The organism is Nocardia sp. NBC_00881, assembly GCF_045207455.1.
Lineage (GTDB): Bacteria > Actinomycetota > Actinomycetes > Mycobacteriales > Mycobacteriaceae > Nocardia.
Map to the genome: position 1 here is coordinate 5,199,863 of NZ_CP108798.1, position 25,878 is coordinate 5,225,740.

Annotated in this window: 26 protein-coding genes; 14 read left to right on the forward strand and 12 right to left on the reverse strand. The window is 68.2% G+C overall.

Translation table 11 applies throughout. The annotated features are described in order from the left end of the window. Nucleotides 1-10: 10 nt before the first annotated feature. The 6 genes from OH799_RS22080 to OH799_RS22105 all read right to left on the reverse strand — a co-directional run bounded on the left by OH799_RS22080 (nucleotide 11) and on the right by OH799_RS22105 (nucleotide 5,084). Nucleotides 11-736, reverse strand: coding sequence for a Clp protease N-terminal domain-containing protein (locus OH799_RS22080; protein WP_406267238.1), 726 nt, complete (start codon nucleotides 734-736; stop codon nucleotides 11-13). Nucleotides 737-793: 57 nt separating this feature from the next. After that, nucleotides 794-1,882 carry an NAD(P)/FAD-dependent oxidoreductase gene (locus OH799_RS22085; protein WP_406267241.1) on the reverse strand — a complete coding sequence of 363 codons (1,089 nt, stop codon included), beginning with the start codon at nucleotides 1,880-1,882 and terminating at the stop codon, nucleotides 794-796. A gap of 81 nt (nucleotides 1,883-1,963) precedes the next feature. Then, complete coding sequence (locus OH799_RS22090) at nucleotides 1,964-2,893, reverse strand: RNA polymerase sigma-70 factor (RefSeq protein WP_406267244.1); 930 nt, start codon at nucleotides 2,891-2,893, stop codon at nucleotides 1,964-1,966. 168 nt (nucleotides 2,894-3,061) lie between these two features. After that, complete coding sequence (locus OH799_RS22095; protein ID WP_406267247.1) at nucleotides 3,062-3,985, reverse strand: CDP-alcohol phosphatidyltransferase family protein; 924 nt, start codon at nucleotides 3,983-3,985, stop codon at nucleotides 3,062-3,064. Continuing rightward, nucleotides 3,985-4,710, reverse strand: coding sequence for a phosphatidylserine decarboxylase (locus tag OH799_RS22100; protein WP_406267250.1), 726 nt, complete (start codon nucleotides 4,708-4,710; stop codon nucleotides 3,985-3,987). Before OH799_RS22100 ends, OH799_RS22095 begins: the two co-directional genes overlap by 1 nt. Before the next feature lie 101 nt (nucleotides 4,711-4,811). Beyond that, nucleotides 4,812-5,084 carry a GlsB/YeaQ/YmgE family stress response membrane protein gene (locus tag OH799_RS22105; RefSeq protein WP_406267253.1) on the reverse strand — a complete coding sequence of 91 codons (273 nt, stop codon included), beginning with the start codon at nucleotides 5,082-5,084 and terminating at the stop codon, nucleotides 4,812-4,814. 222 nt (nucleotides 5,085-5,306) lie between these two features. Between OH799_RS22105 and OH799_RS22110 the strand changes: the two genes are divergently transcribed. After that, the gene (locus OH799_RS22110; RefSeq protein WP_357259711.1) at nucleotides 5,307-6,335 is read left to right on the forward strand and encodes a beta-ketoacyl-ACP synthase III; all 1,029 of its coding nucleotides are present in this window, start codon (nucleotides 5,307-5,309) and stop codon (nucleotides 6,333-6,335) included. An 81-nt stretch (nucleotides 6,336-6,416) separates the two neighbouring features. On the opposite strand, the gene OH799_RS22115 is transcribed toward OH799_RS22110, so the two are convergent. After that, on the reverse strand, nucleotides 6,417-6,872 hold the full coding sequence (locus OH799_RS22115; RefSeq protein ID WP_406267256.1) for an SRPBCC family protein: 456 nt from the start codon (nucleotides 6,870-6,872) through the stop codon (nucleotides 6,417-6,419). Nucleotides 6,873-7,101: 229 nt separating this feature from the next. On the opposite strand from OH799_RS22115, the gene OH799_RS22120 reads away from it, so the two are divergent. The 13 genes from OH799_RS22120 (at nucleotide 7,102) to mnhG (ending at nucleotide 21,361) form a co-directional block, all read left to right on the forward strand. Beyond that, complete coding sequence (locus OH799_RS22120; RefSeq protein WP_406267259.1) at nucleotides 7,102-7,299, forward strand: hypothetical protein; 198 nt, start codon at nucleotides 7,102-7,104, stop codon at nucleotides 7,297-7,299. Nucleotides 7,300-7,352: 53 nt separating this feature from the next. Beyond that, a complete protein-coding gene (locus tag OH799_RS22125; protein ID WP_406267262.1) occupies nucleotides 7,353-9,020 on the forward strand; it encodes an FAD-dependent oxidoreductase in 1,668 nt (555 codons plus the stop codon). Nucleotides 9,021-9,034: 14 nt separating this feature from the next. Beyond that, nucleotides 9,035-10,525: an ATP-binding protein gene (locus tag OH799_RS22130; protein WP_406267265.1), complete on the forward strand. Its 1,491-nt coding sequence runs from the start codon at nucleotides 9,035-9,037 to the stop codon at nucleotides 10,523-10,525. 2 nt (nucleotides 10,526-10,527) lie between these two features. Then, a complete protein-coding gene (locus OH799_RS22135) occupies nucleotides 10,528-10,881 on the forward strand; it encodes a UBP-type zinc finger domain-containing protein (RefSeq protein WP_406267268.1) in 354 nt (117 codons plus the stop codon). Nucleotides 10,882-10,955: 74 nt separating this feature from the next. Further along, nucleotides 10,956-11,390, forward strand: a complete 435-nt coding sequence (locus OH799_RS22140) for a hypothetical protein (protein WP_406267271.1) — start codon at nucleotides 10,956-10,958, stop codon at nucleotides 11,388-11,390. Between the two features lie 95 nt (nucleotides 11,391-11,485). After that, the gene (locus OH799_RS22145) at nucleotides 11,486-13,783 is read left to right on the forward strand and encodes an AAA family ATPase (protein WP_406267273.1); all 2,298 of its coding nucleotides are present in this window, start codon (nucleotides 11,486-11,488) and stop codon (nucleotides 13,781-13,783) included. A gap of 122 nt (nucleotides 13,784-13,905) precedes the next feature. Further along, the gene (locus tag OH799_RS22150) at nucleotides 13,906-15,198 is read left to right on the forward strand and encodes a hypothetical protein (protein WP_406267276.1); all 1,293 of its coding nucleotides are present in this window, start codon (nucleotides 13,906-13,908) and stop codon (nucleotides 15,196-15,198) included. A gap of 111 nt (nucleotides 15,199-15,309) precedes the next feature. Then, nucleotides 15,310-18,213: a Na+/H+ antiporter subunit A gene (locus OH799_RS22155; protein WP_406267279.1), complete on the forward strand. Its 2,904-nt coding sequence runs from the start codon at nucleotides 15,310-15,312 to the stop codon at nucleotides 18,211-18,213. After that, complete coding sequence (locus tag OH799_RS22160) at nucleotides 18,210-18,593, forward strand: Na(+)/H(+) antiporter subunit C (protein ID WP_357259681.1); 384 nt, start codon at nucleotides 18,210-18,212, stop codon at nucleotides 18,591-18,593. The genes OH799_RS22155 and OH799_RS22160 overlap by 4 nt, the downstream gene beginning before the upstream one ends. After that, nucleotides 18,590-20,203 carry a Na+/H+ antiporter subunit D gene (locus OH799_RS22165; protein WP_406267282.1) on the forward strand — a complete coding sequence of 538 codons (1,614 nt, stop codon included), beginning with the start codon at nucleotides 18,590-18,592 and terminating at the stop codon, nucleotides 20,201-20,203. Before OH799_RS22160 ends, OH799_RS22165 begins: the two co-directional genes overlap by 4 nt. 20 nt (nucleotides 20,204-20,223) lie before the next feature. After that, a complete protein-coding gene (locus OH799_RS22170; protein ID WP_406282376.1) occupies nucleotides 20,224-20,772 on the forward strand; it encodes a Na+/H+ antiporter subunit E in 549 nt (182 codons plus the stop codon). Further along, nucleotides 20,769-21,029, forward strand: coding sequence for a monovalent cation/H+ antiporter complex subunit F (locus OH799_RS22175; RefSeq protein WP_406267285.1), 261 nt, complete (start codon nucleotides 20,769-20,771; stop codon nucleotides 21,027-21,029). The genes OH799_RS22170 and OH799_RS22175 overlap by 4 nt, the downstream gene beginning before the upstream one ends. Then, entirely contained in the window at nucleotides 21,026-21,361 is a 336-nt protein-coding gene (gene mnhG / locus OH799_RS22180; protein ID WP_406267288.1) for a monovalent cation/H(+) antiporter subunit G, read from the forward strand. The genes OH799_RS22175 and mnhG overlap by 4 nt, the downstream gene beginning before the upstream one ends. 4 nt (nucleotides 21,362-21,365) lie before the next feature. Here mnhG and OH799_RS22185 read toward each other — a convergent pair whose 3' ends face one another. The 5 genes from OH799_RS22185 to OH799_RS22205 all read right to left on the reverse strand — a co-directional run bounded on the left by OH799_RS22185 (nucleotide 21,366) and on the right by OH799_RS22205 (nucleotide 25,808). Continuing rightward, nucleotides 21,366-22,724: a DUF5933 domain-containing protein gene (locus OH799_RS22185; protein ID WP_406267291.1), complete on the reverse strand. Its 1,359-nt coding sequence runs from the start codon at nucleotides 22,722-22,724 to the stop codon at nucleotides 21,366-21,368. A gap of 76 nt (nucleotides 22,725-22,800) precedes the next feature. Further along, entirely contained in the window at nucleotides 22,801-23,946 is a 1,146-nt protein-coding gene (locus OH799_RS22190) for a glutamate--cysteine ligase (RefSeq protein WP_406267293.1), read from the reverse strand. A gap of 11 nt (nucleotides 23,947-23,957) precedes the next feature. Further along, a complete protein-coding gene (gene sodC / locus OH799_RS22195; RefSeq protein ID WP_406267296.1) occupies nucleotides 23,958-24,641 on the reverse strand; it encodes a superoxide dismutase[Cu-Zn] in 684 nt (227 codons plus the stop codon). Nucleotides 24,642-24,796: 155 nt separating this feature from the next. Continuing rightward, on the reverse strand, nucleotides 24,797-25,333 hold the full coding sequence (locus OH799_RS22200; RefSeq protein WP_406267298.1) for a LytR C-terminal domain-containing protein: 537 nt from the start codon (nucleotides 25,331-25,333) through the stop codon (nucleotides 24,797-24,799). A gap of 49 nt (nucleotides 25,334-25,382) precedes the next feature. Continuing rightward, nucleotides 25,383-25,808 (reverse strand): DUF3263 domain-containing protein, encoded by a 426-nt coding sequence (locus OH799_RS22205; RefSeq protein WP_406267301.1) that lies wholly within the window; start codon nucleotides 25,806-25,808, stop codon nucleotides 25,383-25,385. Nucleotides 25,809-25,878 lie beyond the last annotated feature (70 nt).

Consider the following 25,878-nt stretch of genomic DNA (forward strand, 5'->3'; position numbering starts at 1 on the left):
TATCGCGGAATCAGGATTTCCCGGGCACGATCGACGCGATCAATTCGACCAGGTGCGCTTCGGTCTTCGCCTTCTCGATGCCGAGATCGCTGAGCAGACCGGAGCCGTTCTCCTGTTCGAGCAGGGCGAGCAGGATGTGCTCGGTGCCGATGTAGTTGTGCACCAGGCGAAGCGCCTCGCGGAAGGTGAGCTCGAGCACCTTCTTGGCCTCCGGGCCGAACGGGATCAGGGCGGGAACCGTGTCCTCGCTCGCCGGCAGGGACGCGGTGGCAGCGGCGGCGACCGCGTCCAGCTCGACGCCGTTGGCGATGATCTCGTGCACCGCGAGACTGTCCGGTTCGGTGAGCAAGCCGAGCACCAGGTGCCCGACGGTGATCTCCGGGTTGCCCGCGGCGCGCGCGGCCTCCTGCGCGGCCATGACGACCGCGCGCGCCCGGGGGGTGAACCGTGCGAAGCCCGCGTTCGGGTCCATTGCCGAGGCGTCGGCCGGGTCGGGCGCCTTGGGCACAAACCGCTTCTGCGCGGCTTGCTTGCTGACACCCATGCTGACGCCGATATCGGTCCACGATGCCCCGGAGCGACGAGCTTGGTCCACGAAGTGGCCGATCAGGTGATCGGCCACTTCGCCGAGGTGGTTCGCCACGACCACCGCGTCGGAAAGCTGCTCGAGCGCGTTGTCGGGACGGGCTTTCTTGATGCCCTCGATCAGATCGTCGAGGCGGAACTGAGATGTCATACGTCAACCATAGGTTGACGACATCCCGTCGTCAACCATAGGTTGACGACCGGAGCCTCATGGGCGCGCGGCGTGCGCGGCGCCGCGCACGATCCCCTCCTTTACCCAAGCCGCGGTCCGCCCGGTCAGCACAGTTCGACGCGGCGAATCATCCGCATGCAGGAACTGGAGCAGCGCGTCCCGACGCCCCAGGCTCAGGCACTGCACCAGGTACCGGAAGCGCAATGGTCGCGGCTCGACCCCGCGCAGCCGCGCGACGGCGGCATCGGCCGCGTACTTGCCGGTCGGCAGTGCGGTGGCACAGGCCATTCGCAGCTCGCGCCCGCCCGGGCCGGCGACCACGGCAGCGTCGCCCGCGGCGTAGATCTCCGGATGCGACACCGAGCGGAGGGTGCCATCGGTCCGCACCCGACCCTCGGCATCCACCGCGAGACCCGAACGCGCAGCCAGCTCGGGCACGCGGAAACCCGTGGTCCACACGGTCGCGGCGGCCTCGACCAGCGAGCCGTCGGCCAGCCGAACACCGTCAGCCGTCACCTCGATCACCTTGGCGTCCGAACGGATCCGCACCCCGAGACGCTCGAGCGTCCGTCGGATGTGCGCCCGCGCCCGCGGCGACAGCCACGCACCGGGCTCCTCCGACCCGAGCAGCAGGACCGGTAGGTCCGGATACGATTCCCCGAGTTCCGCGGCGAGCTCGATCCCGGTCGACCCCGCGCCGACTACCGCCACCGGACCACGCGAGAGGGCAATCCGGCGCGTATCCTCCGGTGTCGCAACGGAATAGGCGTGTTCGGCCACACCGGGCACGCTCTCCGGATCCGCGATGCTGCCGAGGGCATACACCAGGATGTCGTAGTCGAGGGCAGGCTCCGCGTCGAAAAGCACCCGCCTTCCCGCCGTATCGAGCTCCGTCGCGCAGGCGTGCACAAAGCGAATCTTCTTGCATTCCAGCAGTTCCCGTAGATCCCACGCCGAAATGCGCTGACCGGCCGCCTGCTGGTGCAGCCGCACCCGCTCGACGAACGTCGCTCGGGCGTCCACCACGGTGATCTGCGCGTCCCGCGCCGTGCCCGCGAGCCTGCGGGCCGCCGCCAGTCCCGCGTACCCCGCGCCCAGAACGACGATCCGATGCTGTCCGGTCATAATGTGGCTCCTTTCGAACGGCCGACATCCTTCAGACCGGACAGGCCCGCAATTCCTGACAGACCAAGGCCGTGAAGCGCGTCACAGTGAGCGGCGACGGCGGCCTTGCAACGCGCCGATCGTCCCGTCCGAACCATTCGACCTGGCAAAGTAGGCCAGCTTCTCTGGATTGGCGATCAACCGCAGGGCCGCGATCGCGCTGTCGGCGACATCGATCCCGACGACCAGTAGCGGAGCGCCGCTCGCCCGCGCGATTACGGCAGGCGCGCCGTTGACCTCCTCGACAAGCAGCTCCAGGCCCGGCACCTCCAGGCGCAGCAGTCCCGCAAGGTAGCGCGCCACATGCTTCGAGCCGTGCACTTGCCGCCGGGCGGCCTTGACCACACCGCCACCGTCGGCGGTCGCGCTCACATCGGCGGCGAGCAACTGTTCCAGCGACTCGATGTCGCCGTTGCGCGCCGCCTTCAGGAATCGTTCGATCAGTTCGCGGGCCTGTTCGGCCGGAATGCCGAAGCGGGCCCGGCCTTCTCGCACATGCTGCCCGGCTCGACGGAAGATCTGTTGCGAATTGGCCTCGGTCACGTCGAGCATGTCGGCGATCTCGCGGTGCGCGTACCCGAACGCCTCACGCAGCACGAAGACGGCGCGCTCGACCGGGGTCAGCCGTTCCAGCGCGGTCAGCAGCGCGAGCGAAACCAGTTCGCGCTCTTCGATGGTCTCCAACGGACCGAGCTCACCGCGCGCGGTGGACACCGGCTCCGGTAGCCAGGGACCCACATAACGCTCCCGCCGCGCTCGCGCCGAAGCCAGCCAGCTACGGCAGAGGTTCACCAGCACGGTGGTCAACCACGCTTCGGCGGAACGGATCTGGGCGCGATCGGTGGCATCCCAGCGCAGATACGTTTCCTGCACCGCGTCTTCGGCTTCGCTCGCCGAGCCGAGCATCCGGTAGGCGAGCGCGAACAGCCGAGGTCGATGCTCTACGAATTCACGCAGCCCATCCGACTCCATCGTCACCTACTTTCGCGCCCGAACGCCGGATACGACCGTACCGCTCCACCCCCGGCCTCATGAGCACCCGCTCGACCCGCTCCGATCTCGGGATACCGAGGAACGCACCCCCCCCCCGAGATCTACGAAGAACCGATCTCCTGCACGGCAGGGTGTCGCACCGGCGCCTTAAGAAATGCCCGCGCCCGGCGGCGGATTCCCCTCTTGGCGCTGCTTGCCGCCCGGACGGCGCAACCGTAAGCGCGCAGACGAACCGCGGATCGCCGGACGCCGGATCGCGGGTAGCCGCCGGTTGGCGCGGCGCTGGGCACGCCGCTCGGCGGGCTTGTGCTGCCAGGTCTCCGGCCGCGCGGCCACCCACCGCTGGGAATGCCAGGCGAACGGAATATGCCCCAGATACAACGCGACCAGGACGAGCAGCAGCACTATCGGGTAGGTGATCAGTGCCGCCGCGGCCAGCGCGACCAGCACCAGCAACCCGGCCGCCGCCTGCGGCGCCACCGACACCGACTTCATGGCCAGCGTCGGAATCGTGCTGACGCACAACGCCGCCGCGAAAACCGTCCACGCCGCGACCTCGTAGTAGCCGACCCACCAGCCGTCGCCGAACTGCACGAACAGCGCCACCGGCACCATGGCGATCAGCGCGCCCGCCGGAGCGGGCACGCCGACGAAGTACTCCCGCGCCCACTCCGGCCTGGTGTCGTCGTCCATCAGAGTGTTGAATCGGGCCAGACGCAGCACGATGCTGACCGCGAACAGCAGCGAGACGATCCACCCCGCGCTGTTGCTGTTGAGCAGCGTCACGTAGAGCACGAGCGCTGGGGCGACGCCGAAGGAAATAGCATCCGACAGCGAATCGAGCTCGGCGCCCATCTTGGTGGTGGCGTCGAGCATCCTGGCCAGGCGGCCGTCGAGGGTGTCCAGTACGGCCGCGGCGCCGATCATCGCCAGCGCGATGTCGAGCTTGCCGTCGAGGCCGAACTTCACCGCCGATAGTCCCGCACACAGCGCGAGGATTGTCACGATGCTCGGCAGCAGCCGGATCGTCCTGCGCCGACGCCGCCGCTGTGTGGGTACCGCGGCTTCCATCACGACTCGGTTGACGCGAGCACGGCGAGCACAGTCTCGCCGCCGATGGTGCGCTGGCCTGGCTCGACGAGCAGCTCGGTGCCCGGCGGGAAGTATGTGTCGACCCGGGAGCCGAAGCGGATCAGACCGTAGGTGTCGCCGATTGTGAGCACGTCGCCGACCTGGGCGTCGCAGACGATCCGGCGGGCCAGCAGCCCGGCTATCTGCACGACGACGACCTGCTGTCCGCCGGACGTTTCCAGCACCATGCTGTTGCGCTCGTTCACCGAACTGGCCTCGGGCAGGTCTGCCGAGCGGAACTGGCCGGGCTGATGCAGCACCGTGCGCACGATGCCGGAGACCGGTGTGCGCTGCACGTGCACGTCCAGCACGGAGAGGAAAATGCTGACCCTGGGCAACGGCTGGTCGCCGAGGCCCAACTCCGCGGGCGGAGCGGCGGTGTCGACGAGGGCTATCTCACCGTCAGCGGGGGCGACCACGACACCGACGCGATTCGGCGGCACCCGGTTCGGATGCCGGAAGAACGTCGCACAGGCCGCCGCGGCCAGCAGTCCCGTCCGACGCACCCACTTGCGTCTGCCGCCGGCGACGGCGACGGCGAGCGGGACGGCGACGAACGGAAGCCCGGCGGGATGCAAGGGGGGAATCGCGTTGCGGACCAGGTCGGCGACGTGGCCGACCCCGGTGTGTTCAGGCGTGCCGGGCGGGGTGGGACGGCGGGCCACAGGCTCCTCTTTCGTGCTCGATGCAGACAGGTTGCGCCCTCAACGATAGGACCGGCGCAAGCGTTCACACCTTACGGGAAAGGAACCTGTGGCACCGGCCCTCAGGACCTGACTCTACGCCCGGTCACCAGCTTCACCAGGAACAACAGAATCACCGCGCCGCCGAGGCAGGTGAAGAAGCTGAACCAGAGGCCGGCGCCCTCGACGTCGACGCCCAGCACCTTCAGGAGGAACCCGCCGAGTAGGCCACCGACGACACCGACAAGGATGTTGAGGAGGATGCCCTGCTGGGCGTCCGTCTTCATGAGCTTGCTGGCTATCCATCCGGCAAGACCGCCGATGATGATCCATCCGATTATCCCGAGTCCGAGCATGGTGTCCTCGAATCACTAGTTGGGTCCACGCCGCAAGTGCATCGACGTGCTTTCGAGGGGATACCCGCCGATTGTGAGAATACGCGCGCCATGTGAGCGACTATCGGGCTAATATGAGGAGTCCTCATGTCTACGCCCGCGCAGGCCATGGCTGATGAGGGACCGATTTCGATGCTTCGGGGACAACCCGGCGGCGCCGCCGCAGGTACATAGGAGACGCAGATGGCTGCTCGAATCGCCCAGACCACCGGGGCAGCGCACACGGCGATCCTCGGGCTCGGCGTATACCGCCCTGCTCGAGTAGTCACCAACGACGAGGTGGCTGGTCCGATCGACTCGAGCGACGAGTGGATTCGGACCAGGTCGGGGATTAAAACCCGCCGCTTCGCCGACGAATCGGAGACGCTGCACAGTATGAGCGTCGCGGCTGCCCGCGGAGCGCTGGAATCGTCGGGCATCGCGGTCGACCAAGTCGATTGCGTGATCGTTGCTACGTCGACGCATCTCTTGCTGACGCCGGCCGCCGCCCCGCAGATCGCGACCGAGCTCGGCATGAACGGCGCCGCGGCCTTCGACATCTCGGCGGGATGCGCGGGCTTCTGCCACTCGCTCGCGCTCGCCTCGGATCTGGTCCGGGCCGGGACCGCCGCGCATGTGCTGGTGGTCGGCGTGGAGAAACTGACGAACACGATCAACCCGGCCGACCGTTCCACCGCCTTCCTCTTCGCCGACGGCGCGGGCGCGGTGATCGTCGGCCCCTCCGATGAGCAGGGCATCGGCCCGACCGTGTGGGGCTCGGACGGCACCCAGCACCACGCGATCCGGCAGGACAAGGACTGGATGGAGTACTTCCACGAGATCGATGAAAAGGGCCTCGACGCGGTGCGGCCTTACCTGACCATGGAGGGCACGGCGGTGTTCCGTTGGGCCGCGCACTCGCTGGAGAAGGTGTGCCGCGACGCGATCGACCGCGCCGGACTGTCCACCGAAGACTTGGACGCGATGATCCCGCACCAGGCCAACGGCCGCATCATCGAGATCATGGCAAGGGTGCTGAAGCTACCCAAGGACTGCGCACTGGCCAACGACATCGAGGAGGCGGGCAACACCTCGGCCGCCTCGATTCCGCTCGCTATGGAGGCGCTGCTGCGCAAGGGCGAGTCGAAGCCGGGCGACCGGGCGCTGCTCATCGCGTTCGGGGCGGGTCTGTCCTACGCGGCGCAGGTCGTGATCCTGCCGAACTGGCAGTAGGGCTCAGCACCACATACCGCGCGCACGCGCCTTCGTGTCGGCGGAGGCGCGTGCCCTTGCATTGCTATTTCGCAGGTGTGGCTACGCGCGGGCTTCGACGGCATTCTTGATCTTGCCGAGCGTCTCGTTCATGCCGCGCACCAGCGCCTCCTCGAAGGGGTGTTCGCCACCGAGCGCCGCCTTGATCGCGCGGCGGGAGAACCAGGTGGTGCCGTTGGGCACATCCCGCCGCTCGATCAGCAGGGTGCCGGTCTCGGTCCGCTCCAGTGTGTAGCTCCAGACGCTGCGGTTCTCGTTGATCCGGAACGCGAACGCCTGGCTCGGCTCGTAGCGGACGATACGGGCGGTGGTCGGCCAATACTTCTTGCCGTCTCGATTCAGGTTGATCGTCCAGGTGCCTACCTTGGGTGCGCCGAGCGCCACCATGCGGACGCACTGCGGACTGAACTCGGACATCCGCCTGAGGTCGGAGACCACCGCCCACACTCGCTCCGGCGGCGCGGAGATTTCGATAGTGGCTTCGAGATTCTTCGGCAACACTGCCTCCGGGATACATGCGACGGACCGACGGATATCCGTCCGACCGCGTTCGACGAGTCACACACACTTTAATCGGGCGACAGTTACTTCTTGATCGCGAAGACAGTTGCATCACATTTCTGCTCGTTGCGCACCGCGATGTAATGGTCGGCGCACACTTGCGGATAGATGAAGCATCAGACACTGCCTCCGACTTTTCGGCGTCCCAACGTGAGGTGAATCGGCCGTGAAACTGCGCTCCCTCTTACATCGTCGGCATGCGGACCCGGTTCCGCTGCTTCCCGCTATCGAACCCGAGGACGGGCACATCGCCCGAGGCACGTCCTCTTCGCTCCGCAGCACTCGGACGGCCGCCAAGGAAGAATTACTGGAGCGGCTGCTCACTCCGACCGAACTCGATCTCGTCCTGCACCGCCGATTCTGAGCCCTCAGCGAACGACCACGACAGACCGCGTGCCGAGGCTCCATACTCGTCAGGTGACTTCTGCCGCTACTCCGAAACCGGCCATCCTGAGCGTCGATGACGATCCAGGCGTTTCCCGGGCGGTCGTACGCGATCTGCGACGCCGTTACGGCGCCGACTACCGGATTCTGCGCGCGGAATCGGGCGCGCAGGCGCTCGACGCGCTTCGGGAGATGAAACTGCGCGGTCAACCGGTCGCGGTATTGATCGCCGACTATCGGATGCCGGGCATGGACGGCATCGAATTCTTGGAGCAGGCAATGGACCTGCACCCGTACGCGCGCCGCGTATTGCTGACCGCTTACGCCGACACCAACGCGGCGATCGACGCGATCAACGTGGTCGACCTGGACCATTACCTGCTCAAGCCGTGGGACCCGCCGGAGGAGAAGCTCTACCCCGTACTGGACGGCCTGCTGGACGCCTGGCGTAGCAGCGAGCACCGGCCGGTGACCGAGACCAAGGTGGTCGGCAACCGTTGGTCGCCGCGCTCGTCGCAGGTGCGCGAGTTCCTGGCCCGCAATCAGCTGCCCTACCGCTGGTACCTGGCCGACGAGCCCGAGGGCGCGCGGCTGCTGGAGGCGGCAGGAGCCGATCCCGAGCGCTGTCCGGTGGTGATCACCGCGGCGGGCGAGACGCTGGTGCAACCCACTGACGGCGAGCTGGCCGAGAACGTCGGTCTCACCGTCAATCCCGCGGGCGAGTTCTACGACCTGATCGTGGTCGGCGGCGGCCCCGCCGGTCTGGGCGCCGCGGTGTACGGCGCGTCCGAGGGCCTGCGCACCGTGCTTGTCGAGCGGACCGCGACCGGCGGCCAGGCCGGACAGAGCTCGCGCATCGAGAATTACCTCGGCTTCCCCGACGGCCTGTCCGGAGCGCAGCTGGCCGACCGGGCGCGCCGCCAGGCCGCGAAGTTCGGCGCCGAGGTGATCACCACCCGCGAGGTGGTCGGGCTCGAGGTGAACGGGTCCGCGCGCACCGTGCGCTTCGCCGACGGCGGCAGGCTGTGCGCGCATACCGTGATCATCGCTACCGGTGTGGACTACCGCCGCCACCCGGCGCCAGGCGTCGACGACTTCACCGGACGCGGCGTCTACTACGGCTCGGCGATGACCGAGGCCTCCGAGTGCGCCGGCCACGAGGTCTACATCGTTGGCGGCGCGAATTCGGCGGGCCAGGCAGCGGTGTTCCTTTCCCGCAAAGCGCGCACCGTACACCTGGTCGTCCGGGCAGACTCGCTGGAGCAGTCCATGTCGCATTACTTGGTCCAGCAGATCGCGCAGATACCGAATATCGCGGTACATACCGACACCGAAGTGACCGCCGCCGACGGAGACGACCATCTACAGCTGATCGTGCTGCGTAACAAGAAGACCGGCGCGGAGGAGAAGGCCGAGGCGGAGCGGCTGTTCCTGTTCATCGGCGCCGCACCGCAGACCGATTGGCTCGAGGGTGTGGTCACGCGCGACAACGCGGGCTACGTGCTCGCGGGCCCGGACCTGCTCGTCGACGGCGGGCGCCCGGCCGGCTGGGAATTGCCCCGTCCGCCCCACCATCTGGAAACGAGCGTGCCCGGCGTGTTCGTGGCAGGCGACGTGCACGCCGAATCGGCCAAGCGCGTCGCCTCCGCGGTCGGCGAAGGCGCGATGGCCGTCATGCTCGTGCACCGGTACCTCGCGTGATCAGGAGACTGCCAATGACTTCGAATCAGACCGCGGATCGCAGCAGCCGAGTTGTCTGCGACCCCGCTGAACTACGCGCCCTGTTCCTGTTCGAGAAGCTCACCGACGAGCAGTTGGAATGGCTGTGCGCCGACGGCCGGATCGAAACAATCGAGCCAGGACTGGTTTTCCGCGAAGGCGAACCAGCCACCTGCTTCTACGTGCTGATGGACGGCGAGGTGGTGCTCACCAAACAGTCCGGCGGCGCCGAGATCGAGCTGGTCCGCACCGAGCACCACGGCGCCTACGCCGGCGCCTGGATGTCCTACATCGGCGACAAGGTCGAGCAGAAGTACAACGGCTCGATGCATGTGACGAGGCCGTCACGGTTCTACGTGCTCGACGCGGAGATCTTCGCCCGGATGATGCGCGAGTGGTTCCCGATGGCGGTGCACCTGCTGGAGGGCGTGTTCTTCGGTAGCCGCAACACCAACGCGCGCATCGGCGAGCGCGAACGGCTGCTCGCACTCGGTTCACTCTCGGCGGGCCTCACCCACGAACTGAACAACCCGGCCGCCGCCGCGGTGCGCGCCACCTCGGGTCTGCGCGAGCGGGTCGCGGGGATGCGGCACAAGCTGGCGATGATGGCCGACGGCAAGTTCGATCCGGATTCCCTCGGCGCCCTCGTGCGTCTGCAGGAGGAGGCCGCCGCCCAGGTCGCGAAGGCGCCGGAGCTCACGCCGATGGAGGCCGCCGACCGCGAGGACGTGCTCGGCGAATGGCTCGAGGACCACGGCATCCTCGATGGCTGGAATCTCGCGCCGAACTTCGTGCAGGCCGGGTTCGACGCGGACTGGCTCGAGCGCGTGGCGGCCACTCTGGAGGGCGCTCCGGAACAGGTCTTCCAGGGCGCGATCCGCTGGCTGAACTACACCATCGAGACCGAGCTGCTGATGAATGAGATCGCCGACTCGACCACGCGCATCTCCTCGCTGGTCAACGCGGCAAAGCAATATTCGCAGATGGACCGGGCACCGTTCCAAGTGGTCGACATCCACGAGCTGCTGGACAGCACGCTGGTCATGCTCAGCCGCAAGATCGGCGACGAGGTACAGGTGGTCAAGGAGTACGACCGGACGCTGCCGCAAGTGCCCTGCTACGCGGCCGAACTGAACCAGGTGTGGACCAATCTGATCGACAACGCGGTGTACGCGATGAATGGAAACGGCACGTTGACCATCCGCACCAGGCACGAGAAGGACTGCGCCGTCGTGGAGATCGGCGACACGGGGCCGGGCATCCCGCCGGAGGACCGCAGCCGGATCTTCGAACCGTTCTTCACGACCAAGCCGATGGGCGAGGGCACCGGGCTCGGCCTGGACATCTCGTTCCGGATCGTGGTGAACAAGCACAACGGCGACATCCGGGTGGACTCCGAGCCGGGCGACACCAGGTTCACCGTCTGGCTGCCACTGCACCGGCCCGAGGAGAATCAGGCGGAACCGGACTCGAACGCAGGAGGGTAGTGATGACAGAGCAGCTCGAGGGCATCGATCCCGCGGCACCACCCAGCGGTCCCGGTTGCCTGGAATGCGAAGCGAATCGGGGTTGGTGGGTCCACCTGCGTCGCTGTGCCCAGTGCGGGCACGTCGGCTGTTGCGACACCTCGCCCGCACAGCATGCCACCAAGCACGCGAAAGACACCGGCCACCCGTTCATCCAGAGCTTCGAGCCGGGCGAGAACTGGTACTACAACTTCCACACCGAAGAAATGTACGGTGGCGGACCGGAGTTGGCCCCGCCGCACAGCCACCCGGCGGATCAAGGCGTCCCTGGCCCCCACGACCGGGTTCCCGCGGACTGGCAGGCACACATCCACTGATCCGGATCGACCCGGTACGCTGCACCGAACGCGCCGGAGGCTCCGGCACATCGATCCACCCGGGAAAGCACGGTATGAAGCGAACTTCCGCCATCGTCCTGGCCGTCGGGACGGTGGGTTTCCTGCTGGTAGGTTGCGGCGGGCAGGACGAGTCCACCGCGAACGGACTGCCCAAAGACTCGTCGAGCACCAGCACCACTACCCCCGCCACGCACACGACCGGTGCTCCCGTGGCAGCGGCGCCGAGCACCGACGCGGACACGCCGACCACCACGGCGAAGCGAGACGATTCCTCGCTCGGCCCCGCGTCGAGCACCACCTGCGGCGAGTTCAAGAAGCTGGACACCGAGGGCGAGAAGACGCTGATCGAGCAGATCCTCGCGGAGAACCCGGGCGGTCCGTTCGAGGGCAGCCCGAACGTCGCCCTCGGCACCGCCAAGCTGGTCTGCCTGTCGCCGAGCGTGGCGGACACGTCGGTCGCCGTAGCCGCCGGAATCGTGAAGAAGTAGCCGAGCGGTAGACGCTCCCGCCCGATAGCCGCAGACGTCGTATCGGATACCGCGGTCCGGTGACCGACCGCCGCATCGCGCGGCAGAATGGCACAGTGGCAGAACTTGCGCTCACTGCTCGACTGAATCCTTCCGCGGCCGACGCCCGGCGCGGTGTGGTGCGGTTACACCCGGAGGCGCTGACCGCGCTCGGACTGCGAGAGTGGGACGGGATCGCGCTGATGGGGTCGCGGCGCACGGCCGCGGTAGCCGGTATCGCACCGAAGGGAACGCCCGCCGGGATCGCCCTGCTCGATGACGTGACGCTGTCGAACGCCGGGCTGCGCGAGGACGCGACGGTGGTGGTCGCCCCGGCGACGGTGTACGGCGCCAAACAGATCTCGCTGAGCGGTTCGGTGCACGCGACACGCACCATTCCGGCCGCGACACTGCGTCAGGCGCTGCTCGGCAAGGTCGTCACGGTGGGCGACGCGGTCTCGCTGCTTCCCCGCGACCTCGGCCCCGACATCAGCTCCTCGGCGGCCACCCAGGCGCTCTCGCGCACCTTCGGCATCGCGTGGACCACCGAGCTGCTCACCGTCACCGCCACCGATCCGCGCGGACCGGTGAGTGTGCAGCCGAACACCGCGGTCGTCTGGGGCGCGGGCGTGGTCGCCGCCCGGACCGCCGCCGACCTGGCGCTGGCCGGAACTCCGATTCCAGTGGGTGAGTCCTCGCGTGGCGCCACCGAGGCCGCCGCGTTCGAGACGGCCGCGGGAACGAATGGCGCACCGGCAGGCAGACATGCGCCGACCAGGGACACGCCGAGCATCACGGTCGAGGATTTGGTGGGTGTACGCGCGCATGCCGCGAAGCTCGGCGAATGGCTCAGCCTCGCGCTGGATGAACCCGAGCTGTTGCGAACGCTGGGTGCGACACCGCATCTCGGCGTATTGATCACCGGACCCGCGGGCGTCGGCAAGGCCACGCTGGCGCGGGCCGTCGCAGCGCCGCGCCGCATCGTCGAACTGGACGGCCCCACCATCGGCGCGGCCGAGAGCGGCGCGCGGCTGCGCGAAGTGGCCCAGGGGGTGGCCGACGTCAGCTCCGGCCAGGGTGGCATTCTGCTCATCACCGACATCGACGCGTTGCTACCCGCGGACGCCGAGCCGGTTGCCACCCTCATCCTCGACCAGCTGCGGGCCGCGGTCGGCGAGCCGTCCGTCGCGTTCCTGGCGACTACAGCGCACCCGGCCGGGATCGACGCGCGGCTGCGGGCACCCGACGTGTGCGACCGCGAGATCACGCTGCCGCTGCCCATCGCCGCCGTGCGCAAAGCACTGCTGGAGCAACTGCTACGCAGAGTGCCGACCGGGGAGCTGAAACTCGACGAAATCGTCTCGCGCACACCAGGATTCGTAGCATCAGATCTTGCCGCGCTGTGCCGGGAGGCGGCGCTGCGCGCGGCGTCGCGGGCCAGCAAAGACCACGGTGACCCCCAGCTCACCCAGTCGGATCTCCTCGGCGCGCTCGAGGTGATCCGGCCGCTGTCGCGTTCGGGCACGGAGGAACTCGCCATCGGCAGTCTCGCGCTCGACGACGTCGGCGACATGGTGGAGACCAAACAGGCACTCACCGAATCGGTGTTGTGGCCGCTGCGCCATCCGGATTCGTTCGCCCGCCTCGGCATCGACCCGCCGCGCGGCGTGCTGCTCTACGGTCCGCCCGGCTGCGGCAAAACCTTCCTGGTGCGTGCGCTGGCGGGCAGCGGCCAGCTCAGCGTGCATGCGGTGAAGGGCGCCGAGCTGTTTGACAAGTGGGTCGGCTCTTCGGAGCGAGCGGTGCGCGAATTGTTCCAGCGCGCCCGCGATTCCGCGCCGTCGCTGATCTTCCTGGACGAGGTGGACGCGCTGGCTCCGCGCCGCGGCCAGAGCGCCGACTCCGGCGTCGGCGACCGAGTGGTCGCCGCACTGCTCACCGAACTCGACGGTATAGAGCCGCTGCGCGACGTGGTGGTGCTCGGCGCGACCAACCGGCCGGAGCTGATCGACCCGGCGCTGCTGCGGCCCGGCAGGCTGGAACGGCTGGTCTTCGTGCCGCCGCCGGGCGCGGCCGCGCGGCACGACATCCTGCGCACGGCGGGCCGCGCGGTGCCGCTGGCCGACGACGTCGACCTCGCCGCGCTCGCGCGCGAACTGGACGGCTATTCGGCCGCCGACTGCACCGCCCTGCTGCGCGAGTCCGCGCTCGCCGCGATGCGGCGGGACATGGACGCCGCCGACGTCACCGCGGCCGACGTGGCGGCCGCCAAGGCGGCGGTACGGCCCTCGCTCGACCCGCTCCAGATCGATGCGCTGCGCCGCTACGCGGAGACGCGCGGACAGGCGGCAGGCAGCGAAGGCCGTTACCTCTAGCCGACCTTTGGACAACTTCTGGTAAACGGGGAATTCGCGGCATTTTCACACCCTCGATAAGCATTAGCGAATAGTTGGCAATCGCCGGTTTTGCGCGATGAACGCAGGTATCTTCGACAACCGTGCGCAGGATCGGCGAGACGATCGACGCGACAACGGCCTTCATCGGAGCCGCCGTCGCGGGCATCACCCTGTTCCTGCCCGTCGCCTTCACAGCACCGACTCCGATGACGGACCAGCGGATTTCCGGCCTGATGAACAGCGGGGCACGCGGTGCCGCGCTGGCCGTGATCATCGCCGTCACGGTATCCGTGCTGATCACCACCACCACCCGGCCGGTGAACGGGTGGGCGACGGCACTGGCGGGCGCGGCCGGGCAGCTGATCAATCACTTCGCCGGACGCCATGCGTCCTCGGCCGACGTGCTCACCACGGAGAACTACATCGACTCGGTGTGTGGCGCGGTGCTGCTCGGCGCGCTGGGCGCGGTGGTTCTGCGCAGGCCGCTGCCCGCCGCGGCGTTCGCGGTGGGCAGCGTCGCGTTCTTCGTCTTCGACGATCTCGCGGAGCTGCTCGACACTGATGCGGACCCGTCCGCGGTGCTGGAGACCCCACCGCGCTGGTTGATCGGAGTGACCGTCGCCCTGCTGCTGCTCAGCACCCTGCGCAATTGGTCGCAGCTGGAGGAGCAGAAGACGCCGCGGATGGCGATCGCGCTGCCGGTGACCCCGATCCTCGCGGGCATGGTGCTCGCGCCGGTCGTGCTGGCGGGCACCGAATGGCTGGGCCGCCAGTTCAGCAAGATGCCCGACGAGGGCCACCCCGTCGAGATCGGGATAACAGTGGCCGCGATACTCGTCGCCGCCACCGCCGCCGCGATGCTGCTGCCCGGCAGGGACGGTATCGCCGTGTATCTGGCCGTGAGCCTCATCACCGCCGTCGACGCGGTGGGCTACGCGGTCCGGCCGGGTTGGGTTGTGTGCGTCCTCATCGCGCTGACCGCTCTCGGCGTCGCCGTCGGGGCTCGGCTGCCCTCGACAGCCATCGCCATCCTGCTCGTCGCGGGCATCTCGGTCTTCGCGCTGGTCACGTCTACGGAGGCGAACCGAGTCGGCTCCGCGACGATCAGCGCTGTCATCGCATTGACGGCGGGCTACTGCTGCGGCACCGCGCGCCCGCACTATGGGCCGAGCGGCGTGCTGGCGATTGCCGTACTCTACCTTCCCTCGGTCACCTCAGTGCTGCCGAACAAGGTCGAGGACCACGTGCCGGTCCAAGACGCGACACCAGGGTGGGCCGCACTCGCCATCGTCATCGGTTGCGCTGTCGGACTCGCCACGCTGCTCAGGCTGAGACCGCGCACCAAGAAGCTCGAGAAAAGGCAACCCGAGAGCGAATCGGTAGCGGACATATAGCTTCGATGGAAGCAGATGGCCTACGCCATACTCACCCGTCCGGCGAAAAAACCCAGCCTCCACGTAGGATTGTGCCGAACACCCCGCCGCCCCTACTCGACGGAGTGCAGTTTGCTCGCTATTCTGTTCGCTCTTGCCGCGACCGCCGTGGTGGCGCCGCTGTGGGTGCGGGCACTGGGGCGCAACGCTTTCTACGTGCTCGCGTTGGTCCCGCTCGGCTGCCTGGGCTGGGTGATCGCGAATTGGCTTACCCCACAGCGTATTCGGCTGACATGGGCGCCGAGCATAGATATGAACATCGATCTGCGCTTCGACTCGCTCGCCGCCGTGATGTGCGCGCTGATACTCGGCATCGGCACGCTGATCCTGGTGTACTGCGCCAGGTACTTCGAGGAGGACGAGCCCCGACTCGGGGTGTTCGCCGCCGAGCTGGTCGGCTTCGCCTGCGCCATGTTCGGGCTGGTCACCAGCGACAACATGCTGCTGCTTTTCGTCTTCTGGGAAGCGACGACGGTGCTGTCGTTTCTGCTGGTCGGCCACAACGCCGAACAGGCGGCCAGCCGCAGGGCCGCGATCCAGGCCCTGCTGGTGACCGCCGCCGGCGGGCTCACGATGCTGGTCGGCATTGTCATTCTGGGCGAGGCGAACGACAGCTACCTGCTGTCGGATCTGCTGGCCGAGGCGCACCCGCCGAGCGGGATCCCCGTGAGTATCGCCGTGGCGCTGCTGCTGGTCGGCGCGCTGAGCAAATCCGCTGTGGTGCCACTGCATTTCTGGTTGCCGGGCGCGATGGCCGCGCCGACGCCGGTAAGCGCGTACCTGCATGCCGCGGCGATGGTGAAGGCCGGTGTATACCTGGTCGCCCGGCTCGCGCCGGTGTTCGCGGAGAACCCGGTGTGGCATCCGCTGGTGCTCACCCTCGGCCTGGCGTCGATGCTGCTGGCCGGTCTGCGGTCGCTGCAGGTCGTCGATCTGAAACTGGTGCTGGCGTTCGGCACGGTGAGCCAGCTCGGGTTTCTGATCGTGCTGGTCGGGATCGGCACGCCGGGCGCAGCGCTGGCCGGGGTGACGATGATCGTCGCGCACGCGCTGTTCAAAGGGTGTCTGTTCATGGTGATCGGCATCATCGATCACGGTGCGGGCACCCGCGATCTGCGGCGGCTGTCCGGACTGGGGCGCCGAGCCCCGGTACTGTGCGGCACCGCGGTCCTCGCCACGCTCAGCATGGCCGGTATTCCGCCCCTGCTCGGCTTCGTCGGCAAAGAAAGCGCGCTGAGCGCCATCCTCGACGCGGACGTGCTCACCGGAGCGGCCCGCGTCGCGGTAGCCGTCGGGGTGGTGCTCGGTTCGATGCTGACGGTCGGCTACAGCGTTCGGTTCGTGTGGGGTGCCTTCGCGGACAAGAAGGTCTCGGGAGAGCCCGCCCCGGGCACCGCTCCGGTCGCCCACCACCCGAGCGAGCATCCGGATGCCATGAGCACCACTGCCGACGGCCGCGTCGGCTGGCTGCCGCCGGGCACCCTGTTCCTCGGGCCGCCCGCGATCCTGGCGGTCGCGGGTCTCGCGGCGGGACTCATGACGTCCCAGCTGGACAGAGCGCTCACCCCTTACGCCGAAACGCTTGCCGGACCGTTGGTTTCACATCTAGCACTGTGGCACGGGTTTACCGCTCCGCTGGCGCTGACGGTCCTGATCATCGCCGCGGGCATCCTGCTGTATCGGCTGCGCGACCGTCTCGTGGAATCGGCGCACCCACGCCTGGGCAACGCCGACCGAGCCTACGACGCCACATTGCGCGCGATGGACCGGCTGTCGCTGCGGATGACCGCCGCCGTGCAGCGCGGCTCGCTGCCGCTGACCCAGGCAACGATTCTCGTCACCCTGATCGTCCTGCCGAGCGTGCTGCTCGCGCTCGGCAGCCGCACCGGAGTCACACTGCGCCTGTGGGATTCACCGCTGCAGGTGGTTATCGGCGCGATCATGGCGGCGACGGCGCTCGCCGCGACGGTGTTTCGCAATCGGCTGGCGAGCGTGCTGGTCGTCGGGGTCACCGGCTACGGGTGCGGCGTGATCTTCGCGCTACACGGCGCACCGGACCTGGCGCTGACCCAATTCCTCGTGGAGACACTGACTCTGGTGATCTTCGTACTGGTGCTTCGCGCCTTCCCCGCGACGATCGAGGAGAGCAGGACAACCGCGCTCGAGGTGCGCCGGGCCATTCTGGCCGCGGTGGTCGGCACAGTGGTCGCGGTGCTCGCCGCGTTCGCCGTCGCCGCGCGCACCGCCGAACCGATCTGGCACCGGATCCCCGATGCCGCATACCGATTCGGAGGCGGTAAGAACGCGGTCAACGTGCTGCTGGTCGACCTTCGTGCCTGGGACACGCTAGGCGAGATCTCGGTGCTGGTCGTCGCCGCGACCGGCGTGGCATCGCTGGTGTTCCGCAGCAGGCGTTTCGGCAGCGCGCCGCGCGCGACGGATTCGCCCGACTACGATCCCGATCTGGTGAGCTGGCTGCCCGCGGGGCGGCTGGTCGACCGGGCCGAGCGCTCGATGGTCCTGCAAATCACCACCCGACTGGTCTTCCCGACCATCATGGTCCTGTCGGTCTATTTCTTCTTCTCCGGTCACAACGCGCCCGGCGGCGGTTTCGCGGGCGGGCTCACCGCCGGCCTGGCACTGACGCTGCGGTATCTCGCGGGCGGGCGCTACGAACTGGGCGAGGCGCTACCCGTCGACGCCGGGCACATCCTTGGCACGGGCCTGTCCTTGGCCGCAGGAACCGCCGTCTCGTCACTGCTGCTCGGAGCACCACCGCTGTCCTCGGCGATCGTCGAGGTGACGCTGCCGGTGATCGGTCACGTCAAGCTGGTCACCTCCCTCTTCTTCGACCTCGGCGTGTATCTCATCGTCGTCGGCCTGGTCCTCGACGTGCTGCGCAGCCTCGGCGCGCGGCTGGACAGCGAACTGGACGAGACCGAACCGACCTCGGTGCAGCGGGGTTCCGGCAAATGAGTGCGAACCTGACGCTGCTGGTGGTGATCGGCATCCTGGTCGCCTGCGGGGTGTACCTGATCCTGGAACGCGCCGTTTCGAAGATGCTGCTCGGGTTGATCCTGTTCGGCAACGCGGTGAACCTGCTGATCCTCACCGCGGGCGGTGCCGACGGCAAGCCCCCCATTCGGGGCGAGGCCGACGCCGCGCACCAAGAGATGGCCGATCCACTGGCCCAGGCCATGGTGCTCACCGCGATCGTGATCACCATGGGTATCGCGGCGTTCGTGCTCGCGCTGGCCTACCGCTCCTACATGCTCACCACGACCGAAGACGTGGCCAACGACCAGGAGGACGTCGACGTCGCCCGGCGACGCGCCGGAGAGGACCCGGAAACGTGAGCCTGTCCCCCGGTCTGCTGCCCATCCTCGCACCGCTTCCGGTGCTCGTCCCGCTGCTCGGCGCCGCAGCCACACTCGTCTTCGGGCGCAGGCCACGCACCCAGAGCGCGATCAGTCTCGGCGCGCTCGCCTGCGTGGTGGTGATCTGCGGTCTGCTGCTGTTTCTCGTCGACCGGGACGGCACCACCGCGCTGCAGGTCGGCAACTGGGAGACTCCAATCGGCATCACGCTGGTGGTGGACCGGCTCTCCGCCGCGATGCTGCTCGTCTCGTCCATCGTGCTGCTGTCGGTCTCACTGTACGGCGCGGGCCAGAACATCCGCGACGGCGGCGTGCGGCAGCCGACCTCCATCTACCGGCCCACATATCTCGTCCTGACGGCGGGTGTTTCGATGGCCTTCCTGGCCGGTGACCTGTTCAACCTGTTCGTCGGCTTCGAGATTCTGCTCGCCGCCTCGTTCGTGCTGCTCACCGTCGGTGCGACGGCGGAACGTATCCGCGCGGGCGTGTCGTACGTGATGGTCTCGACGGTCTCGTCGCTGATCTTCCTGACCGGTATCGGACTGGCCTACGCGGCCACCGGAACGCTGAATCTCGCCCAGCTCGCCATCCGGATCGGCGCGGTCCCCGAGGGCACGCGAACAGCGATCTACGCGGTGCTGCTGGTGGCGTTCGGCATCAAGGCGGCGGTCTTCCCGCTGTCGAACTGGCTTCCCGACTCCTATCCGACCGCCCCCGCTCCGGTCACCGCGGTGTTCGCCGGCCTGCTCACCAAAGTCGGTGTGTACGCGATCATCCGGACACACTCGCTGCTGTTTCCCGACGGCGGCTTCGACTCGGTGCTGCTGGTGTGCGGCCTGCTCACCATGCTGGTCGGCATCCTCGGCGCGATCGCGCAGAGCGACATCCGCCGCCTTCTGTCGTTCACGCTGGTCAGCCACATCGGATACATGGTGTTCGGGGTCGGACTCGCGAATACGGCCGGGCTGTCGGGCGCGGTGTTCTACGTGGCGCACCACATTCTGGTGCAGACATCGCTGTTCCTTGTCGTCGGTCTGATCGAGCGGCAGGCCGGATCGACCTCGCTGCGCAGACTCGGCGGGCTCGCGGCGGCGAGCCCGCTGCTGGCCGTGTTGTTCCTGATTCCCGCGCTGAATCTGGGTGGCATTCCGCCGTTCTCGGGGTTCATCGGCAAGGTCGCGCTGCTGCAGGCGGGCGCCGAGCAGGGCAGCGCGCTGGCCTGGGTGCTGGTCGGCGGTTCCGTGCTCACCAGCCTGCTCACGCTCTATGCCATCGCACGGGTATGGAGCAAGGCATTCTGGCGCCCGCGCTCGGAGGCACCCGAAGGGCACCTCACCGCGGCGAAACCGCCCACACTGATCGAAGATTCGACCGACGTGCTGTACGACGAACGCACCGACCCCGGCCGGATGCCAGTGCTGATGGTGGTGTCCACCGCGGCGCTGGTCGCGGTCGGTCTGAGCCTCACGGTGCTGGCCGGTCCGATCCTCGGTATCACCGACCGAGCCGCGGTCGATCTGCGCGACCCCGGTGTCTACATCGGCGCGGTGCTCGGTGATTCGCCGGACGACCTGGGAGCGTCGCGATGAGCAGCGGGCAGCCGCGCGGTGTGCGGCGCGACACCATCGTGCGGGTCGGCATCCTGGCCTGGCTCACCGTCGTCTACGTCGCGCTGTGGGGTGATCTCAGCACGGCGAATCTGCTGGCCGGGGTGGTGGTCGGTGCGCTGATCATGGTGGCGCTGTCGCTTCCCAGGGTGCCGGTGTCCGGGCGGCTGCATCCGCTTCCGCTCGTCGAAGTGGTCGTGATCAGCGCGTACTACGCGCTGGAGTCGAGTCTCCAGGTGGCCTGGTTCGCGATCCGCCCGGCCCCGCCGCCGGTATCGGGGGTGCTGCGGGTGTATCTGAGCACGAGATCGGATCTCGTGCTCGTGCTCTGCACCGACGTGCTCAACCTGATCCCCGGCACCATGGTGCTGGAAATCGATCGCAGACGCTGTGTCGTCTACGTCCATGTGCTCGACGTCGGCAGCGACGCGGCCGTGGACAAGTTCTATCGCACCACCCGCCGCCTGGAACGGCTGCTCGTCAACGCGCTCGAGCGCCCGACCGGCCGACATTCCGCCCCACCGACATCACCTCCGGAGGTGACACCGTGACCATCGTCGCCGTCGTCTCCGCCCTCCTGCTGGCGGCGGCCGCCGTGATCACCACCTACCGCGTCGTGGCAGGGCCGAGCACGCTGGACCGGGTAGTCGGCATCGACTCGCTGATGGCCACCGCCGCCTCCGGACTGGCCGTGTGGGCGGCCTACAGCGCTGACACCACTGTGGTTCCCGCGATCGTTGCGCTGGCACTGGTCGGGTTCCTCGGCTCGGCCGCCGTTTCCCGCTTCCGGGTGCGTGACGACACATGAACCTCTGGCACGTGCTCGCAGGCATCCTGATCCTGTCCGGCTCGACGCTCGCGCTGACCGCCGCGATCGGGATCGTGCGCTTCCCCGACACGCTGACCCGCATGCATGCAGCCACCAAACCCCAAGTGATCGGGCTGATCCTGGTGCTTGCGGGGGCCTCGATCCAGCTGCGTGGACACGGCAACATCTGGACGCTGGCGCTGGTCGGCGTGTTCACTCTGCTGACCGCCCCGGTGATCGCCCATCTCATCGGCCGCACCGCCTACCGCGAACAGCGCGACCGCGACGGGCTGCTGCGCGTCAACGAACTGCGCGACGACGACGTCGAGTGACGGCTCAGCGCGGGACGGGCTGGACTTCCCGCTCCGCCCGCTCCGGCATCCTCGCGCCCGCGAACCATGTCGCGTGGAACACCGCGGCCAGTCCGGCGAACAGCCCGAGCAGGACCGTGCCCGCCAGCACCGGGTATTCGGCCATCGGCACGGCGAGGTAGCGGTAGGACAGCAGCAGGGCGGCCAGCACCGCCACGCCGCCCGCGACCAGCTGGATCCGGAACCATCCCCAACCTCGCTCCGGCGCACGCAGCGCCGACTCGACGGTCAGACACAGCACTGCACCCGCGATGAGGTCGACGCCGTAGTGGTAGCCGAAACCCAGGGTCGCGGCCAGTGTGGCCAGCAGCCAGAACGCGCCGCCCCAGCGAATCCAACGCGGCGCGGCGCCGCCGTCGGTATCGCGGCGAGTGTGTAGGAAGACCGACAGCGCCCAGGCCGTGTGCATGGAGGGCATGCAGTTGCGCGGCGTCGCCGCATCGAACGGCATCGGCATCGGGCTCCGGTCGATCGGCGGCACCACACCCGGCCAGTAGTTGCCCAGCTGCAATCCGTGGCCGTCGGGTCCGAATGCGAACATCGGCCCCACGATCGGGAACAGCACATAGACGATCGGACCGAGCAACCCGAGTACCAGGAAGGTGCGCACCAGATAGTGCGATGGCCACCGCCCCGACGAGACCACTCGGCGCAGCTGCCACATCGCCACGACGATCGCCGCCACCGGCAGCTCGATGTAGACCCAGTGCAGCACCGCGTAGACGACCGGCCCGAGCGCGTCGAGGGCCCTGCCGAGTACCCAGGACGGATCGCCGAGCGCGTGGTCGGCCAGGATCACGTACTCGTCGAGCACCGTCGGCCTGCTGATCACCGTTATGTGCAGCCACACGTCGCCGACCTTGGTGGCCAGGACGAGCAGTGCGCCGAGCGCGGCGGCGTGCAGCGCGTCGCGCCGTTCGGCGCCCGCCCAGCGCAGCCATGCCACCCCAGCCAGTGCGGTCAGCACGATCACCGGGCCGTTTCCGATCGCGAACGGGTCCCCGGCCAGCAACCGGACACCCGCCCACACCACGTCGATGGTCACCGCGGCGCCCAACGCGACCATCCGGCGCCGGGCCGAAATGCCCACCAGCGCAAGGAGCAAGCCGGCCCACGGCACCGACATGGATTTGGGCGTACCGACGTAGTCCCGCCAGAGACTGCCCAGGGGGCCTTCGACCCCGTGGACTACCGCGACGACCTGCAACGCGACCATAAGAACCGGCACCGCGGCGATCGCTGCCGGGACCCACACCCGGGTCTGTGGCGCGCGCCTCGGCGGCGCCGCGCCTCCTACTCTGGAACCCGGGTCTTCGACTAGCACTCGACCATAGTAAACAGGGGGTGAACGCCGTCCCCCAGACCAGCTGAACGGCAGCCGACCGACGCGTGGCGCGACGCTACTGCTTCAGCTCCTCGACCAGCGCATCCACCACAGCGATCAGATCGCCCTGATGCGCCGCGGCTACCCGGCGCTGCCGCTGGTAGGACGCCCCGCGCTTGGGGATCTCGGCGACAAGCGCCAGCTCGTCCGCACAGCCGAGCCGGTTCGCCGTGGGCTCCAGACGGTTCAGCAGATCGTCGAGGTCGTCGGTGACCAGTCGCTCGTTGCTCTCGGCGTCGGTGACGATGATCGCGTCCAAGCCGTAGCGGGCGGCCCGCCATTTGTTCTCCTGTACGTGCCAGGGCGGGAGAACGGGCAGTGTCTCACCGTTTTCGACGCGGCGATCCAGGTCGACGACCAGACAATGGATGAGCGAGGCCATAGCGGCCAACTCGGCGCGGGTGGAGATCCCGTCGCACACCCGCACCTCGATCGTGCCCCACTTCGGCGCGGGCCTGATGTCCCAGTGCATGCCGCCCAGCTGCTCGAAAACGCCGGTCTTGAACTGATCGTGCACGAAATGCTCGAACTGCGTCCAGTTTTCGAACTGGAACGGCAGTCCCGCGGTGGGCAGCTGCTGGAACATCAGCGTCCGGTTGCTGGCGTAGCCGGTGTCCGATCCCGACCACATCGGCGAGGACGCCGACAGCGCGAGCAGATGCGGATACGACAGCAACATCGAGTTCAGGATCGGAAAGACCTTCTCGCGGTGGGAGACTCCGACGTGCACGTGCACACCCCAGATCATCATCTGGCGGCCCCACCACTGGGTGCGCTCGATCAGCTCGTCGTAGTGTTGCGAGCGGGTCAGCTGCTGGGACGACCACTGCGCGAACGGATGGGTGCCCGCGCAGAACAGGTCGACGCCGAGCGGGTCGGCGACGCGGCGGACGGCGTTCATCGTGCCGGTCAGATCGTCCACCGCCGCGCCGACGGTGTCGTGCACGCCGGTGACCAGCTCAACGGTGTTGCGCAACAGCTCCTTGGTGACCTGCGGCGTGCCGTCGTGGGCGCGCAGATCACCGACCGAATCGAACACCGCCGCAGCCGTATTCGACAGATCGCGGCTCATCTTGTCGACGAGCGCGATTTCCCATTCCACGCCGATAGTGGGCCGGGGCGAGCCATGGAAGGGAACATGTTCGATTCCTGCCCCGGCCATGTTGCACCGCGCTACTGGATGACGCCACAGGCGACGCGGCCACCGGCGTCGCCGGTCGCCAGCGTCATGCTGTCGGGGCCCGCGCTGCCGTCCGCGCGAACATAGCGGCTGGGGATATTGCCGAAGTTGTCGGCGTCGGCGTGGATGATCAGGGCCTTGCCCTTGATGTCGTCCAGCGTGACCGAGTCGGTGGTGGTGACCAGCTTGCCCGCACCGTCCCCGCGCACCTCGAGCGAGGTCAGATCACCGCTGGCCGGGTGCGCGTTGGCGCCGCCGACCTGCAGATGCCCCCCCGCCGAGAGGAAGTCGCCCGCCGGGCCGCCGGTCGGCGCGACCGAGTTCGCCTCGCACTTGCCCGTCTGGTGCACATGCAGGCCGTGGAAGCCGGGACGCAGCCCGTGCGCATCCACAGTGACCTGCAGGTGGTTGCCGTCCTTGGCGAGGTGCGCGGTGCCGACCGAAACGCCGGCGGCATCCTTCAGCTCGACCTGCACCCCGGGCTCGGTGTGCGGGCTGCCGTGCTCGGTCCCCGACTGACCCGCCGGGCCGGGCGAGGGGGTGAACACCGGCGGAGTCGTTCCCTGGACGTCGCTCGACTCCTGGCTGTTCGTACAGGCAGCGAGGCCGAAGACCGCGACCGCAAGCACCGGGGTCACAGTCCGCCAGGACGGGCGACGAGTTGTGTACGGGGCCATCGGGGAACTCCTTTACGAGTGCCGAGTTTACGAGTAAAGCTGTGGACACGTTCGGTACCGGACAAGATGATGCCACGCCCGACGTGTCACGCCCGGACAGGGCCGTATGCCATCGAGGGATCTCGATCCGCCCGGTGCGCGGGCGGTCCCACCGGTCAGTTACCCGTGACGATCACAGTTACACCCGGCGCGGAATCACCGATCACGCTCGACTTCGGCGCTACGTCGGCGCCGATCTCATCCGCGATGGCCCGCGCCGCGTCGCGGTCACCAGGCGAAGTTCCGTAGTACACGGTGGTTTTCGCGATGTTCGTACCGGGGTAGTTCCCGGTTTCCGCGATCGTCCACCCGTCCGCCGACAGCTGGTTCGCCGTCTTGGCCGCGAGCCCGGCGATCATGCTGTTGTTCAGCACGCGCACCGGCACCGAACGGCCCGCCGTGGTGGTCGTGGTGCCGGCCGAGGTCGGCGCCGCATTCGTCGCCTTCGACACGGTGGTGCCCGCGGGAACCTGCGGTGCCGCCGTGGCGCTCGAGGTCGCCGACGGACTGGCTCCGGACGCGTCGGTGTCGCCGGTTTCGGAACTCGACAACGACATAGCGCCGAGGCCCGCGAACACAATGGCCAACGCGATCAGCACCATCGCCAGCGCACGCAACGGTGGCCCACCGGAGGTGGGGTTCGGGTAGCTCACCCGCTCGAGCCTAGTCGCACATCATGGGTCCAGGTCCGCATCGCAGGGGTTACACCTGGAAACCGAGTCGCCGCGCCGCCCGTGCCTTCTGCCTGCTCGCGCGCAGCCTGCGCAACCGCTTCACCAGCATCGGGTCGACGGCCAGCGCTTCCTGCCGGTCGACCATCGCGTTGAGCACCTGGTAATACCGGGTCGGCGACATGCCGAACAGTTCCCGGATGGCTTCTTCCTTGGCCCCCGCATACTTCCACCACTGTCGCTCGAAAGCGAGGATGTCGTGTTCACGACGACTCAGACCGCCATCGCCCTCCTCGGGCTCGGCCGAGAGCCCTACGGTGACATCTTCGCTCACGGCGGGAGCGACGGGCTCGGAGGCGGCAGTGCGCGTAACCACGGAGGGCCCCGCGGACGCCGCGTCAGACGCGGCAAGGCCGTCCTGGGTCGCGGAAAGATCCCGAGCCGCTGCGCCGTCCATCTCGCTCCCTCGCCGAGTAACCACCTGACGAAAAATGGTGCTTGTACGTCGCGGATCATACAACCACGAA